General features: G+C 43.4%; 15 protein-coding genes and 1 pseudogene. 9 read left to right on the forward strand and 7 right to left on the reverse strand.

The genetic code is table 11. The annotated features are described in order from the left end of the window. Nucleotides 1-206 precede the first annotated feature (206 nt). Both V7L97_RS08985 and V7L97_RS08990 read right to left on the reverse strand, forming a co-directional pair. The gene (locus tag V7L97_RS08985; RefSeq protein ID WP_333655233.1) at nt 207-1,265 is read right to left on the reverse strand and encodes an IS110 family transposase; all 1,059 of its coding nucleotides are present in this window, start codon (nt 1,263-1,265) and stop codon (nt 207-209) included. Then, nucleotides 1,186-1,419: an IS110 family transposase gene (locus V7L97_RS08990; protein ID WP_333655210.1), complete on the reverse strand. Its 234-nt coding sequence runs from the start codon at nt 1,417-1,419 to the stop codon at nt 1,186-1,188. Before V7L97_RS08990 ends, V7L97_RS08985 begins: the two co-directional genes overlap by 80 nt. 291 nt (nt 1,420-1,710) lie before the next feature. Here V7L97_RS08990 and tatA point away from each other — a divergent pair, with 291 nt between their 5' ends. The 9 genes and pseudogenes from tatA to V7L97_RS09035 all read left to right on the forward strand — a co-directional run bounded on the left by tatA (nt 1,711) and on the right by V7L97_RS09035 (nt 7,506). Further along, nucleotides 1,711-1,887 (forward strand): twin-arginine translocase TatA/TatE family subunit, encoded by a 177-nt coding sequence (tatA, locus tag V7L97_RS08995; RefSeq protein WP_333655211.1) that lies wholly within the window; start codon nt 1,711-1,713, stop codon nt 1,885-1,887. Nucleotides 1,888-1,907: 20 nt separating this feature from the next. Beyond that, complete coding sequence (locus V7L97_RS09000) at nt 1,908-2,297, forward strand: YidH family protein (RefSeq protein ID WP_333655212.1); 390 nt, start codon at nt 1,908-1,910, stop codon at nt 2,295-2,297. Between the two features lie 67 nt (nt 2,298-2,364). Further along, a complete protein-coding gene (locus V7L97_RS09005) occupies nt 2,365-4,179 on the forward strand; it encodes a KUP/HAK/KT family potassium transporter (RefSeq protein ID WP_333655214.1) in 1,815 nt (604 codons plus the stop codon). 108 nt (nt 4,180-4,287) lie between these two features. Next, complete coding sequence (locus V7L97_RS09010; RefSeq protein ID WP_333655215.1) at nt 4,288-4,590, forward strand: hypothetical protein; 303 nt, start codon at nt 4,288-4,290, stop codon at nt 4,588-4,590. 103 nt (nt 4,591-4,693) lie between these two features. Further along, nucleotides 4,694-4,960, forward strand: a complete 267-nt coding sequence (locus V7L97_RS09015) for a hypothetical protein (protein WP_333655217.1) — start codon at nt 4,694-4,696, stop codon at nt 4,958-4,960. 2 nt (nt 4,961-4,962) lie between these two features. Continuing rightward, nucleotides 4,963-5,130 carry a hypothetical protein gene (locus V7L97_RS09020; RefSeq protein WP_333655219.1) on the forward strand — a complete coding sequence of 56 codons (168 nt, stop codon included), beginning with the start codon at nt 4,963-4,965 and terminating at the stop codon, nt 5,128-5,130. Between the two features lie 138 nt (nt 5,131-5,268). Then, nucleotides 5,269-6,264: pseudogene (locus V7L97_RS09025) on the forward strand (YeeE/YedE family protein). A gap of 158 nt (nt 6,265-6,422) precedes the next feature. Further along, nucleotides 6,423-6,689, forward strand: coding sequence for a selenite/tellurite reduction operon protein ExtJ (gene extJ / locus V7L97_RS09030; RefSeq protein ID WP_333655222.1), 267 nt, complete (start codon nt 6,423-6,425; stop codon nt 6,687-6,689). A 64-nt stretch (nt 6,690-6,753) separates the two neighbouring features. Further along, nucleotides 6,754-7,506: an RNA methyltransferase gene (locus tag V7L97_RS09035; protein WP_333655224.1), complete on the forward strand. Its 753-nt coding sequence runs from the start codon at nt 6,754-6,756 to the stop codon at nt 7,504-7,506. 78 nt (nt 7,507-7,584) lie between these two features. Here V7L97_RS09035 and V7L97_RS09040 read toward each other — a convergent pair whose 3' ends face one another. From V7L97_RS09040 to V7L97_RS09060, 5 genes are read right to left on the reverse strand one after another with little or no spacing between them, the layout of a single operon-like run. Continuing rightward, on the reverse strand, nt 7,585-7,809 hold the full coding sequence (locus tag V7L97_RS09040; RefSeq protein WP_333655226.1) for a YgaP-like transmembrane domain: 225 nt from the start codon (nt 7,807-7,809) through the stop codon (nt 7,585-7,587). 19 nt (nt 7,810-7,828) lie between these two features. Continuing rightward, the gene (locus V7L97_RS09045; protein WP_333655227.1) at nt 7,829-11,023 is read right to left on the reverse strand and encodes an efflux RND transporter permease subunit; all 3,195 of its coding nucleotides are present in this window, start codon (nt 11,021-11,023) and stop codon (nt 7,829-7,831) included. After that, complete coding sequence (locus V7L97_RS09050; protein ID WP_333655228.1) at nt 11,023-12,084, reverse strand: efflux RND transporter periplasmic adaptor subunit; 1,062 nt, start codon at nt 12,082-12,084, stop codon at nt 11,023-11,025. The genes V7L97_RS09045 and V7L97_RS09050 overlap by 1 nt, the downstream gene beginning before the upstream one ends. 19 nt (nt 12,085-12,103) lie before the next feature. Beyond that, nucleotides 12,104-13,495 (reverse strand): TolC family protein, encoded by a 1,392-nt coding sequence (locus V7L97_RS09055; RefSeq protein ID WP_333655230.1) that lies wholly within the window; start codon nt 13,493-13,495, stop codon nt 12,104-12,106. Beyond that, entirely contained in the window at nt 13,488-13,901 is a 414-nt protein-coding gene (locus V7L97_RS09060) for an ArsR/SmtB family transcription factor (protein WP_333655232.1), read from the reverse strand. Before V7L97_RS09060 ends, V7L97_RS09055 begins: the two co-directional genes overlap by 8 nt. Between the last annotated feature and the right edge of the window lie 186 nt (nt 13,902-14,087).

A 14,087-nucleotide genomic window follows, 5' to 3' on the forward strand; every position in this document is an offset into this window, starting at 1 on the left:
TTAGTGCAGTAACTGTGGATTAAAAGACATCCTATAAAGGTGTCAAGGCAAAAAAACAGGCAATAGTTAGATATGGGTTGGACAGAGAAAATCGATTTTAGATGTGCTGAATAAGCAGACATCTTTAGGACATTTGGCTTGGTCGATTTCCGATCAGTCCACCATAAAAGTTCAGTTTCAGTTGTCAAAGAACGATCTTTGAAAATTTAGTGTGAGACAAAGACCCTTGCGGGGTTATAGGCTTCTCCGGATTTAAGCATACTGAGGGCGATCTGGAGGAGCTTCTTCCCAACGCATATGAGGGCCTGCTTCTCAGTTTTACCCTGAGATAGTTTCTTATGGTAAAGGGTTCTCATTTCCTTGTTGTGTCTGAGAGATGCAACAGCAGCCATATATAGGGCCCACCTAAGAACCTTCGGCCCTCTTTTAGAGATTTTGTTATCTCGTCTGGTCTGTCCTGATTCGTAGATTTTCGGATAAAAGCCTGCATATCCTACAGCGGCCTTGGAATCAGGGAAGTTAGAGCCGTCAGAGCCGAGATAAGAGATAAGCGCTGCAAGGGTCTTATCGCCAACTCCCTTAATGGAGAGTAGATTCTCACCGGGGAAGCTGTCGTCTTTGTCGGAAGGAGAAAGGATCGCCTTCATCTGTTTTTCGACTTCCTCGATAGAGTTTGAAAGGTTTTCGATGTGGCCAATGAGCATCCGTAATGTGGTTGCCCTTGCATCCTTTGCCCTTTTCGAGTAGATGGAGTTTCTGGCGGTATCTACGAGCTTCTGGATTTCCTGGATGTTGAAGTTGTTGCCGACAATCTTACGAACGATCTTCTCAATATGTTTCGGCTTGGCTTCTGATAGATGCTTGGCAGTAGGGAACTTCGTAAGAATGGCCATAGATGCCTGAGAAAACGGTTTGGCAATAACTGTTTTGTCATACTCAGGAAAGACGATGCTCAAGAGGGAATAAACCTGTCTTTGAAGGTTTTTTCTCTCTTTGACAAACTCATATCTGAGATTTGTCAGCTCTCTTAGTGCCTGAATATCTTCTTCAGCCACCTGGCTTTGAACATACTCTCCAGCTCTAAGGAGTTGGGCGATAATAAGGGCGTCTGTATCGTCTGTTTTAGCCTTTTTGGCTAATGCCTCTCTGAACTTGTTTGTGTGGTAGGGATTTAAGAGGACGATATTAAAGCCCTTGTTTTTGAGATAAGGAGTAGATGTTCTCCCAGAAACTGCCGGTTGCTTCGATGCCGATGAGGAGATTATCTGCGGTTATAGAAAGAGATTTAAATCTTTCCGGCAGACTTTCCAACGACTCTTTGTCATTGACGAGGGTGAAAGCCTTAAGCTTGCTGCCTGATTCATCAAGAATGAAGTAACGGGCAGACTTTTTGGAAACATCAATACCGAGATGGAACATATTGAGACTCCTTTCTTAAATAAAAGATGTTAAGCAGGCTTCTTGTCATGTGCTGACCAAATATAGCCTGGAAGATAAATGGTCTTCTGGTATCAACCAGAAGCCATAGCATCCTTAATAAATATTTCCCAGTCAGACAGACAGGAAGCAGTAGTCTTTTGTAAATGGTGTCTCTCTGTGAGAGACCCATAAGGAGGAAAGCAAACTGTCTTTCCTGCTTAAAGACTTTTATAAACTATTATAAACCTCTTTACCCATATCTATGGGTGAAGATTATACCAGGAGGTAAGTATGTTCGGTCTTGGATTGCCTGAGATGATGGTTGTCCTTGTTATCGCCCTTGTGGTATTTGGCCCCAGCAAGCTCCCGTCCCTCGGAAAGAGTCTTGGAGAGGCAATAAGAGGGTTCAAGAAAGGGCTTGCGGAAGAGCCATCAGAAGAAAAAAAGAAGATAGAAGCGAATAATTAGAAACACTCGGCATGTCTGAGATGATCGAAGATAAAAAGTCTTCAAAGGTGCGCAATCGCCGTGTGCACATGGCGAATGAGAGGACATTCCTCGCATGGATAAGGACGAGCATAGGGATAATGGCCTTTGGCTTTGTTGTGGAGAAGTTCGCTTTATTCGTAAAACAGATATCATATCTTTTAGGTAAAGAAGTCATCCCTCCTCCACGCGGATATTCATCATTCTTCGGAATCTCTCTTGTGGCTCTCGGTGCTTTGATGGGTGTACTCGCATTTATCAGGTATAAGAAAGTTGAGAAGCAAATAGATAAAGATACATATCAGCCCTCGTTAATACTCGACGTACTGCTCACCATATCCGTACTTGCAATCGGGATATTTCTTGTAATATACCTTGTTCATATTGTTTAAGACTCCTTTAAAATTTCAGGCAAAAGTTTTATAATACCAAGCCTTTTAAGAGGAGTATAATTTAAACATGCTCGAAAAAGAGTCGCCTATAAAGGGAATAATAAAATCCCTCGGTCTTGTCTTCGGGGACATCGGGACAAGCCCTATTTATACGCTCACTGTTATCTTCCTCCTTACAGAGCCTACCCAACAAAATGTGATGGGTGTTCTTTCTCTTATCGTCTGGACACTAATTATACTCGTAACAGTCGAATACGCGTGGCTTGCCATGAGCCTTGGAAAGAAAGGCGAGGGCGGCACTATCGTGCTAAAGGAATTGCTCGTACCTCTGCTTAAGTCAGGCCGGAAGGCGTCATTCGTTGCGCTTCTCTCTTTCATAGGAATATCTCTCCTTATCGGTGATGGAGTTATTACACCAGCTATAAGCATACTCAGTGCAGTTGAGGGTTCGCTTCTCATTCCGGGGTTTGAGAAGACGCCTCAGACGGTGCTCATACTTATAGCTGCCATTATCGCAATCACGCTATTTTCCTTTCAAAGAAAAGGAACGGGTAAGGTGGCAGGGGCCTTCGGTCCTATAATGGTTATCTGGTTTCTGTCCCTTTCGGTCTCCGGTATCATATCTATCCTGCAGGTGCCGTCTGTTGTAAAGGCGGTGAATCCTTACTATGCCTTTAAGTTTTTTGCTGACAACGGGGTTTCTGGTTATCTTGTCCTTTCGGAGGTTATTCTCTGTGCGACTGGAGGGGAGGCCATGTATGCTGACATGGGACATCTGGGAAGAAAGCCTATACTTAAAGCATGGAGCTTTGTTTTTATCGCCCTGTTGACGAACTATTTTGGACAGGGGGCATATATACTGCAGCATCCAGAGGCAAAGAATATACTTTTCAGTATGGTGTTTCATCAGGCGCCGCTTCTTTATGTTCCCTTTCTTTTATTGAGCATTGTTGCGACTATCATTGCATCTCAGGCAATGATCAGCGGCATGTTTTCCATAGTATATCAGGGAATAAATACCCGCATTATGCCCATGTTTAAAGTTGACTACACTTCTGAAGAAATGAGGGCACAGATATACATAGGCTCTGTAAACTGGTTTCTCCTTTTAGCAGTGCTGTTTATCATGTTTGAGTTTGGAGAGTCCAGCAAGCTTGCGGCTGCTTATGGCTTTGCGGTGAACGGAGACATGATCCTTACCGCTTTTTTGATGACATGGATTTTTTTCCTTAGAGGAAAGAGGTTAAATGCCATAATTTCCATGTTTATAATTGTTGTAGTTCTCCTGTTCTTTGGAGCAAATATTTCAAAGATACCCCACGGCGGCTACTGGTCTATAATACTCGCCTCTATCCCTTTTCTAACAATAATGCTTTATACCAGAGGGCAGAGACGGCTTTATAAGATGATGAAGTTCATACCTCTGGAGGAGTTTCTTAATAAGTTTACAAAGGCATATCCCACAATAGCAAAGATAAAAGGCACTGCACTTTTTCTTATAAGGGATATTAAGGAGATACCCTTTTATATCACACAGACAATGTTCTATCACGGCATTATATACGAGGACAACATATTTGTATCCATAATCAAGCGAGACGACCCCTTTGGTGTTACCGGATACTTCAAAGAGGACATTACAAAGGGTCTCAGGCTGTTTGAGATTCAGTACGGATACATGGAAGTAGTGGATGTTGAGGAGCTATTGAGGGAAGCAGGGATAGATGAAAAGACGATATTCTACGGCATAGAGGACATAACTACAAGAAGTGCTGTATGGAAGATGTTTTCCATAATAAAGAAAGTAACGCCTGCGTTCGTCCAGTTCTATAAACTCCCATCCCGAAAGCTGCACGGGGTTATTACGAGGGTCGAGATGTAGAAGGACAGCTACAGGAATTAAACAGTTTTAAATTCCTGCAACTGGGGTTTACTTTTTTTATTGTCTTATGCTACAAAATTAGCGGTTGTTAAGAAATTGTAAACCGATATGACACTTGGCATACTTGTTACTACCGACAAATACAGGGATGATGTTGTGGGCATCACAGAGGCAGCAGTTGGCAGGGGACATCGGGTTGTTCTCTTTTTCATGGATAAAGGCTGCCGGTTGATAACAGACAGCAGAATTGTTTCCCTCAAAGACAGAGACGGCGTTTCCATGAGTCTCTGTGACTTTAACCGGAAGAAGATGGGGATTTCTGATGAAGAAGTTCCAGAGGGGATTATCTGCGGAAGCCAGTATGACAATGCGGTTATGAACAGGGAATCGGATAAAGTGATAGTGTTTTAGTAAATGGGCATATGGGTAAATGAGTATATGAGTAAAAGAATATTTTTAAAACCCATATGTTCATATACCCATTTACTCATTAACACATAAACTCATTAACTTTATGAAAAAGATAGCCGTTATAGTAAGGGAGAGGCAACCAGAGGCTTTGCGTATGGGTATAGGACTTTCAGTGCTGAATGATGTGGATATATACATATTTGACAGAAAACTTGAAGCATCCGATAATATTTCATTAAACCTCGAAATGATCAAAGAAATGAGATTGTGCCTCTATACAAATACTGCTTTAAATGAAGGCATAGAGCATATTCCAACAGAAGATATTGCGAAAAGACTTCTGAAATATGACAATATTTTGCCATATTAATAATGAAAATACTTCATATATTAAAGACAGAACCCGAAGATAGTGTTAAAAAGATAATCGAAGAACATAGAAAAGGCAATGATGTGGAAGTCCTTAACATGAATGAAAATAAAAATTACGACCTGATTGTAGAGCTTATAGAGAAGGCAGACAAGGTCATGGTCTGGTAGAACAAGCCTTTGGCTTGTCAATAAACAATACAGGAGGTTTAAATGGAGGGGATACCACAGGCAAGCATTATGGTCTTGCTCAGCGGTGTGCTGGTAGGCATTTTATTCGGTTTTGTCCTTCAGCGCGGCCGGTATTGAATGAACTCAGCATTCAGAGACGTGATCTTTGTAAACGATATAACATTGCTTAGGGCATGGCTTCTGGCATTGGTAATTTCTATTATCGGCGCTAACTTTATTGAGGACATTGGACTTATGGGTGCTGACGGCTTGAGGCGACAGGCATTTGCTCCTATTGCAGCCGTTATTGGCGGGTATATCTTCGGGCTCGGTATTGTTATGGCTGGCGGATGCGGTAGTGGTGTTTTATATAAGCAAGGCGAAGGGCAATTCGCTGCTACTATAGCCACATTCGGTTTCGGTGTAGGCCTGATTTCAACAATGCATGGTCCGCTCAAACCTATCAGCAAGTTTTTGAAAAGCTATAAGGTTTCGATCGGGGGCGGAGAAGATGCTATAACCAGCCCGGCCCTGTGGGATATACTTGGAGGGCAGGGAATGAAGTGGATAATTATCGCTGTAATCGCAGCCATAATCATCCCGGTAGTATTGAAGGGCAAACCTTTTGCAAAAGGTCCAAAGAAGGGCTGGTCGTGGTCAGTTGGCGGAGCTTTGATAGGAGTCGTAGTTGTCCTTGCGTGGTGGGCTTCTTATTTCTGGGGTGGACAGGCAAGGGGACTCTCTTTTTCCGGCCCTCTTTCCGATTTTCTTATGTTTGCTTTAACCGGAAACAGTCAGGCGCCCTTTGACCCGATGTTCAACATCCTCGGAATCGGCGTGATAACATGGAGCGCCCTTTATGTTATTGGTGTCCCTTTAGGCGCTTATATGAGTTCAAAGGGTCTCGGGGAATTCAAACTAACTGCACCGAAAGATCCGAATGAGTTGGTAAGGGTCTTTTTAGGAGGACTTGTAATGGGATTCGGCGGCGCAGTTGCCGGTGGCTGAACTGTTGGACATTCGCTGACAGGTATGTCAGCATTATCCCTTCAGAGTATAGTCGCTACGGTGTTTATAATCCTCGGCAACTGGACAATGACTTATTTCATGTTCATAAAGCCGATGAAGGATTAGTGGGCAAAAGGGGGACTTTTATCCTCCTTTGGGAATTGGTTTCCTGTTTTAGGAAAGAGATTTGTTGTTGAAAACTTTAAGTTTGTTGTAAAATTAACCAAATGCATGCATGGCATGTTAATTGCTCAAAAAAAAATTAACGAAAGGAGGTGAATTAGATGAAGAAGATCCTCGTATTATTGATAGCTCTGGTATTTACCCTTGGCGTTGTCGGTCTCAGCTTTGCAGCAGACGTAAAAGGCACCGTTACAAAGGTTGAGGGCAAGAAGATAACTATAAAAGATGACAAGGGCAAGGAGACAACAGTTGAGGTTAAGGACACTGCTGACGCAAAGGCCGGCGATAAGGTTGAGATTAAGGGCGGCGTAGTAACAAAAGAGGGTGCTGCACCTGCAAAGAAGAAGAAAGTAATCGAGGGCTGCTAATTCAGTTAACAATAAAGGGCGGAAGTTAAATGCTTCCACCCTATTTTTTTGACCAAAAAGAAGAATGAGGAACTGGAAAGACAATATTTATTTCATTCTTGTTGAACCGAAAGAATCGGGCAATATCGGCGCATCTGCAAGGGCGATAAAGAATATGGGGTTTAAAAACCTCTGTCTTGTAAATCCTCCGTCTGTTATTACCGACGAGGCGAGATGGCTTGCGTGCAATGCCCTCGATGTCCTGAATTCTGCAGAGATCTTTAACAGCCTTACAGATGCTGTAAAAGACAAGTCTATTATCGCAGGGACAAGCCGCAGAAAAGGCCGCCGAAGGGGTGTTTTCCTGAATGTTGAGGAAGGAGCTGGACGGCTTCATGACATTGCCCTGAAGAATAAAGTGGCTATCTTATTTGGCAGAGAGGATAGAGGGTTATATAACGAAGAAGTTGAAGAATGCGGATTTCTTATCACAATACCAACCAGCAAGGAGCAGCCTTCATTGAATTTAGCCCAGGCAGTATTGATTGTCGCATATGAGCTTTCAAAGGCGGAATACAAAAGTCAGGAGTCAAGAGTCAGGAGCCGGGAGTTAAGGAAAGAAAAAAGAATATTGGTCAATCATGAAGAACTAATATCGTTATACAAACGAGTAGCAGAAACACTAAGACTGCTCGAATATATTCCAAAAGGCAATAGAGATCTTGAGAGAAAGATTATGCAAAACCTGAAGCACTTTATAGGCAGGGCGGGGCTCACTGATTGGGAATTAAAAATGCTGCACGGAATATGCTCGCAGATAAAAAAGAAGATAAAATAAAGGCTCAGAAAGCAATTTCTGAGCCTTTATAAAAAGACCTGACCGGTCCTAGCAGCCCCATAGGTTTCAGTCGCCTCCTTATTTTTGCAGTCTCGGTTTTGCCCCTAATTTATACAGGATGTTTGCCATGAGGCAAAAGCCTGTTAGGGCGAATATAATTAAGTTTACTCCAACAAGCCCTGTTAAAATCAACCAATATGGGCTGTGGATAGCAGCGAGTATGGCGCTTGCGAGTGCGAATATCCCTGCAATGAGCCACGTCAGCCTCTCCAGATACCAGCTATCGGTTTTTGCGATATACATCTTATGCCTCCTGTTTTTGTTATTTAGGGATAAAGGACATTGATTTGCTTTTATACACATAATAAAGCACAGGCACTATTGTCCTCGAAAGCAGTGTTGCTGCTACTTCTCCTGCCATCAGCGAAATCGCCATTCCCTGGAATATCGGGTCAAATAGTATCACCGATGAGCCCACGACAACTGCAGCAGCAGTAAGGAGCATGGGCCTGAACCTTATTATTCCTGCCTGCACAACCGCCTCTTTGAGCGGCACCCCCTCTGAGAGCTTAAGTTCTATGAAGTCCACCAGTATGATCGAATTCCTTACAACTATTCCTGCCCCTGCTATGAACCCTATCATCGATGTAGCGGTGAAGAATGCCCCCATGATGGCATGTCCCGGAAGTATTCCAACAAGCGAAAGGGGAATAGGAGCCATTATTACAAGGGGAACCATGAAGGATTTAAACCATCCCACAACCATTACATATATCAAGATCATAACCGCTGCAAATGCTATTCCCAGATCCCTGAATACCTCATATGTAATGTGCCACTCTCCGTCCCATTTCATGGAATATTTGTCCTCAAGCCATGGTTGTATTGCAGAATATTGCTTCAGTTCATATCCTTCTGGAAGCTTGAGGTTTTTAATCTTTTCCTTCATCTTCAATATGGCATACACAGGGCTTTCTTCGGTCCCTGCCACTTCACCTGTGACATAGACGACCCTCTTCAGGTTTTTTCTGTAGATTGTCTTATCCTCGATGCCTTCTCTGACTTTTACAAGCTCGGCAACGGGAACCTGAATTCCTGATTGTGACAGGACCGTTATTTCCCTTAAATCATTTATGCCCGCCCTCTGGGAAATTGGAGTCCTCAGATGCAGTTCCACCGGCTCTTTATCCTTCTCGATGTGCGCAAGGCCTGCAGAAGCGCCGTTTAAGACCATATGGAGCGTCTGTGCCACTTTTTCCGTGTCTATTCCATGATATGCAGCCTTTTCTTTATCGACCTCGAATATGAGCTTCTTCTGGTCATCCTCCACATACCAGTCAACATCAACCACTCCTTTTGTGTCTTCGAAGACGTTTTTAATCTGTTTTGCAATATCAATCTGCCTGTTGAAATCAGGGCCATAAATTTCTGCAACGAGGGTGCTGAGGACAGGCGGGCCAGGAGGTATTTCTACAACCTTAATTCTTGCATTGTATTTATCACCTATTTTTTTAATCTCTGGCCTCAGCCTTTTTGCAATTTCATGGCTCTGCGCCTTCCTCTCATCTTTAGGAACAAAGTTCACCTGAATGTCTGCAACATTGCTCCCTGACCGCATGAAATAGTGCCTCACAAGGCCGTTGAAATTGAAAGGCGCTGCTGTCCCTGCGTATACCTGATAGTTTGTGACCTCAGGCACTGTCTTTAGATATTCTCCTATCTCCCTCGATAATGCAGCACTCTTTTCGAGGGTTGTGCCTTCCGGCATATCGATGATCACCTGAAGCTCGCTCTTGTTGTCGAATGGAAGCATCTTTACAGTGACGAGTTTAAGGGGAACCAGTATGAATGCACCTCCCAGCAAGAGCATTACAAATCCGAAAAACAGTGTTCTTTTTTTGCTGTTATCGAGGAGTCCCCTGAGATTCTTCTCATATATCCTGTTTAATGCGCCGAGTATCTTGTTTTCTTTTTCTCCCCTGTCATCGTGTTTGGTCCCTTTAAGCACAATATAGCTCAGCCATGGACTGATGATGAATGCGATGAGCAATGAAAGGAGCATTGCTGCCGAGGCGCCAACCGGGATGGGGCGCATGTAAGGCCCCATCAATCCCGAAACAAATGCCATGGGGAGAAGGGCTGCAATAACCGTAAATGTGGCGAGTATTGTTGGATTTCCCACCTCATCAACAGCCAGTACTGCTGTTTCTGGAGAGACCCTGCCCATCTTGAAATGACGGTGGATGTTTTCCACCACTACTATGGCATCGTCAACGAGGATACCTATGGAGAATATAAGGGCAAAGAGTGTGACCCTGTTAAGTGTGTATCCGTACATGTAGTTCACAAGTATCGTGAGAGCGAGCGTTACAGGCACTGCAACGCCAACAACTATGGATTCCCTCCAGCCCAGTGCAAGGGCTATGAGGATTGTTACGGAGATAGCTGCGATAAACATATGCTCGAGGAGTTCGTCGGACTTTTCCTTTGCCGTATCTCCATAGTTTCTCGTTGTTGTTATCTCAATTCCTGAAGGAATGATATTGCCTTTGATTGCTTCTATTTTCTTAAGTGCCCTCTCTGCAATGTGTGTGGCGTTTGTCCCTTTCTTCTTTGCAATGGCGATAGTCACTGCTTCGTATGTGCCGGTTTTGCCTTCCTTCGCTGCAGGCCCAAATCCCATAAACACATAGTTTGCAGGCTCTTCGGGGCCGTCGGTTATCCTTGCCACTTCCCTCAGATATACAGGCCTTCCATTGAATACACTCACAACCACATTCCCAACTTCCTGTGCGTCCTTGAGAAATCCGCCTGTCTCAACGAGTAATTCTTTATTTGATGAAGGGAATGCACCTGATGGCAGGACAAAGTTTGCCTTCTGGAGAATATCTGTTATCTGTAAAGGGGAGATATTGTATGCCCTCAGCCGTGAAGGCTCTAAATTTATCCTTACCTGTCTTTTCTGCCCTCCGATTATGTTGAATTCGGCTATATCACTGTCTTTTTTTAATTCATCAGCGACCTCAACCGCAACCCTTCTCAATTCATAGCCTGTATATCTGTCGCTCCATAGAGTGAATGTAAGTATGGGCACATCGTCTATGGATTTCGGTTTTACAAGGGGCTGTGACACTCCGTGCGGAATTTTGTCAAAATTAGACCATAATTTGTTGTATAGATTGACAAGGCTTTTCTCCATATCCTGCCCCACATAGAACCTCACAATGGCCATACTCATCCCCGGCTTTGATATGGAATAGACATACTCAACGCCCTTTATCTCCCATAGAAGCTTTTCCATTGGTTTTGTAACCCTTTCCTCAACCTCTTTTGCTGATGCCCCCGGATAGGAGACAAAGACATCTATCATAGGCACTACTATCTGAGGCTCTTCTTCCCTCGGAGTTACTATTACAGCGAATACGCCGAGTATGAGTGAAGCTATGACAATAAGTGGCGTGAGCTTTGACTTTATAAATGCCTTTGCAATTTTACCTGCCGTACCTATTACTTCCATTATTTAACAACTCCTCCGTCCACAGCCTTTTCAACTCCATCGACAATTATCTTCTCTCCGCCGTTTAAGCCTGACAATACCTCTACCTGTTCGCCGTATTTCTTTCCAGCCTTTATCAGGCGGTATGTTATGACTCCTTGTTTATCCACAACATAAACCCCAACAAGCTGTCCCTTCTCCACAATTGCTTTTTGAGGAACAAGTATCGCCTCTTTTTTGCCTTCGGGGATGAGAACCTTTCCGTAAATTCCTGTTTTTAATGAAGGCATTTTCAGATCAACCTTAATGAGAAATGTCCTTGACATAGGGTCAACTGCAGGGATGATCTCTGATAGCCTGCCCTTTGTTTTCTGCCCTATGGAGTCAATGATCACATCAACGGGCATTCCTATTTTAAGTTTTCCTGAAAGCCTCTCATCAACATTTGCCTCTATCCTGAAATACGAGTTGTCTTCCACGGTTAAAATCGGTATGCCGGGAACAGCCATGCTGCCCAATTCTATTTTTTTCTCTGTTACGACCCCTGATGTGGGTGCAGTTATTCTCGTAAATCCATGATGTACCTGTGCCTCTGCAAGCATTGCCCTTGCCTTTTCGTATTCCATATCAGCGACCTTTTTCTGGGTCTCTATCTGGTCTATCTCCTGCTGCGATATTGCCTTTTCATCGTGAAGCTTTTTATATCTCTGGTACGTTATATCCGACAAATACTTGTTCTGTTTTGCAGCCTCAACAGCCTTCTCTGCTGCCTTGACCCTTTGTGCGATATCCCTGTCATCTATGGTCATGAGCACCTGCCCAGCATGAACTCTATCGCCTTCCTTCACTTTTACGGATGTTATGGTTCCCATTACCCTGCTTGCAATGACACTTATAGTCTTTGCCTTGACCGTGCCCGATGTTTCGTAGTATTCATCGACCTGTACAGGGTGGATTTCTGTCATGGTTACTCCTGTTACTGCCTGCCTCTTTACCCCGGCAGTGCCGGGTTTTACCTTGTCTTTGCAGCTATACATTAAAAGCAGAGCAGCTAAAAATATTATGGATAAAAGCCTTTTCATAGTAGATATCCTCCAGACTTTATTGTTCAATTTTTAAATCCCTTAGAATTGTCCCGCTTTCATAACTCAGATTGACCACTGCAATCCTGTATTCGTTCTCCTTTGCCACGAGGTTTGCCCTTGCGCGGTCAAGGCTTACCTGCGCATCTATTAAATCTACAATAGGCGATAATGCATTCTCGTATCTTATTTTCACAAGTCTTTTGCCCTCTTCTGCGGTCTTTAATGCAGCCTTTGATAATTCAACATTTTTCCGTGCCTCTTCTACACCGAGATACGCCTCATAAACCTTGAACGCAACTGCCTTTTTTAGTCCGTTGAGATATTCTTCTGTCTCTGCCGCTTTATATTTTGCCTTCGACCTTTCATATTCTCTCTTTGTGCCGTCAAACAATTCCCATCGAAGAAACGCCATGATCTGCCAACTGTCGCCTTTCGAGCCAAAGGGCCTTTTATGGTCATTGAGCTGGTATGTGCCGCCTATGCCTATGGATGGAAGATAGCCCGATTCTGCAATCTTTATGCTGTTTTTGGCATTCTGATGCCGGAGTTCGAGGGACTTGATATCCTTTCGTGACAGGGATGCATTGGTATAATAATCAATGCCCATCGCTGTGAATTCAGGATTTTCATCATTTGAGTCGACAGATTCCGACATTCCCAGAAGCATTCCCAATGCCCTTTTTGCGACATTGAGATTTTTCTGCGCACTCACGAGCTTTTGCTCTGCATCTGTAACAGATGTGGATGCCCTGAGGATATCGGAATAAAGACCTAAGCCTGCCTTGTATCTCAGTTCGGCTATCCTCAGGTGCTCTTTTGCATCCTCCACAGCCTTTTCTGCAACCGTAACATGCTCCTTTGCCGTACGAACCATCAGGTATGTCTGAACAACCCTGAAGGTTATTTCTTCCTTCTTCCTTATAAATTCCTCGCCCTTTGCAGAGAATTCATTTTTCGATATGTCGAGTCCGATATTTGCCTTTCTTACAAATACAGGCTGTTCAAATGAAAGGGATGTCTGGAAATCGTTTATCGGTTTTGGGTCATTTAACGATGTTATTGCAAAATCGGACTGTGCAAAGCGTTCCTGATTAAGTTTTGCCATAAAAGAATATGTCGGACTGTTTGTCCTCATGTATCTTTCCTCGAATGTTATCTTTGGAAGCAGGAAGCTCCGCGCAACCCCTATATCTTCTTTCTGCGCAGAGAGGGAATTTTTAAAGGCCAGCACCTCATGGTTGTTCTCAAGTGCGGTTCTGATTGCATCCGAAAGGGAGACTTGTTTTTCAGAAGCAAAGACAACAGAAGGCGATAGGCAATAGGCGATGGGTAATAGAAACAGACAAAAAACAAAAACCCTCTGCCAGTAACCTATAGCCCATTGCCTATAGCCTATTGCCTTAAACATAACGTCCTCCACTTCTCTTTTTCTTTTTTTGCTTCATGAATGCCTTGAATGTCTCCATATCGCACTTGCCTGTCCTCTTCTGAAAATCTTCGCATTCCGTCAGAGACTCGATGTCCTTCAGTAAAACCCTATCATCTTTTAAAAGCTCCTTCAATACTGATAAAACGAGCATGTTTTCTTTGGTGAGATTTTTCTTGATTCTGTAAAACATGAGTTTTCCATCCCTTCTTCCTACAAGAAATCCTGCCTTTGCAAGGAGGGAGAGGTTTCTCGATATGAGCGACTGCGACATGTTCAACACGCCCATTATCTGGCATACGCATAACTCCCTTTTTTCGAGGAGCATGAGTATCCTGAGCCTTGATTCATCGGATAGGAGCTTGAATATCTCCGTGATTTCTTTCATAAACATATTTATATATGATTATATGAAAATTTGTCAAGAAAAAAATTATTGCATCGCTCAGTAAAAAACAAAGCTATTTCAAAATGCATCAATTAAGAAACGGTTGTAAGCCCAAGCATCTAAAGTTTAAATTTGGCACTTGGTATAGACATACTTACCAGTCTGAATTGACTTAAGGAACATAGT

This window comes from Dissulfurispira sp. (assembly GCF_036745535.1).
Classification (GTDB): domain Bacteria; phylum Nitrospirota; class Thermodesulfovibrionia; order Thermodesulfovibrionales; family Dissulfurispiraceae; genus Dissulfurispira.

Excerpts from the sequence above, each read along its gene's own strand:
- V7L97_RS08990 (WP_333655210.1), bottom strand. The coding sequence starts at position 1,419 with ATGTTCCATCTCGGTATTGATGTTTCCAAAAAGTCTGCCCGTTACTTC.
- tatA (WP_333655211.1), top strand. The coding sequence starts at position 1,711 with ATGTTCGGTCTTGGATTGCCTGAGATGATGGTTGTCCTTGTTATCGCC.
- V7L97_RS09000 (WP_333655212.1), top strand. The coding sequence starts at position 1,908 with ATGATCGAAGATAAAAAGTCTTCAAAGGTGCGCAATCGCCGTGTGCAC.
- V7L97_RS09005 (WP_333655214.1), top strand. The coding sequence starts at position 2,365 with ATGCTCGAAAAAGAGTCGCCTATAAAGGGAATAATAAAATCCCTCGGT.
- V7L97_RS09010 (WP_333655215.1), top strand. The coding sequence starts at position 4,288 with ATGACACTTGGCATACTTGTTACTACCGACAAATACAGGGATGATGTT.
- V7L97_RS09015 (WP_333655217.1), top strand. The coding sequence starts at position 4,694 with ATGAAAAAGATAGCCGTTATAGTAAGGGAGAGGCAACCAGAGGCTTTG.
- V7L97_RS09020 (WP_333655219.1), top strand. The coding sequence starts at position 4,963 with ATGAAAATACTTCATATATTAAAGACAGAACCCGAAGATAGTGTTAAA.
- extJ (WP_333655222.1), top strand. The coding sequence starts at position 6,423 with ATGAAGAAGATCCTCGTATTATTGATAGCTCTGGTATTTACCCTTGGC.
- V7L97_RS09035 (WP_333655224.1), top strand. The coding sequence starts at position 6,754 with ATGAGGAACTGGAAAGACAATATTTATTTCATTCTTGTTGAACCGAAA.
- V7L97_RS09040 (WP_333655226.1), bottom strand. The coding sequence starts at position 7,809 with ATGTATATCGCAAAAACCGATAGCTGGTATCTGGAGAGGCTGACGTGG.
- V7L97_RS09045 (WP_333655227.1), bottom strand. The coding sequence starts at position 11,023 with ATGGAAGTAATAGGTACGGCAGGTAAAATTGCAAAGGCATTTATAAAG.
- V7L97_RS09050 (WP_333655228.1), bottom strand. The coding sequence starts at position 12,084 with ATGAAAAGGCTTTTATCCATAATATTTTTAGCTGCTCTGCTTTTAATG.
- V7L97_RS09055 (WP_333655230.1), bottom strand. The coding sequence starts at position 13,495 with ATGTTTAAGGCAATAGGCTATAGGCAATGGGCTATAGGTTACTGGCAG.
- V7L97_RS09060 (WP_333655232.1), bottom strand. The coding sequence starts at position 13,901 with ATGAAAGAAATCACGGAGATATTCAAGCTCCTATCCGATGAATCAAGG.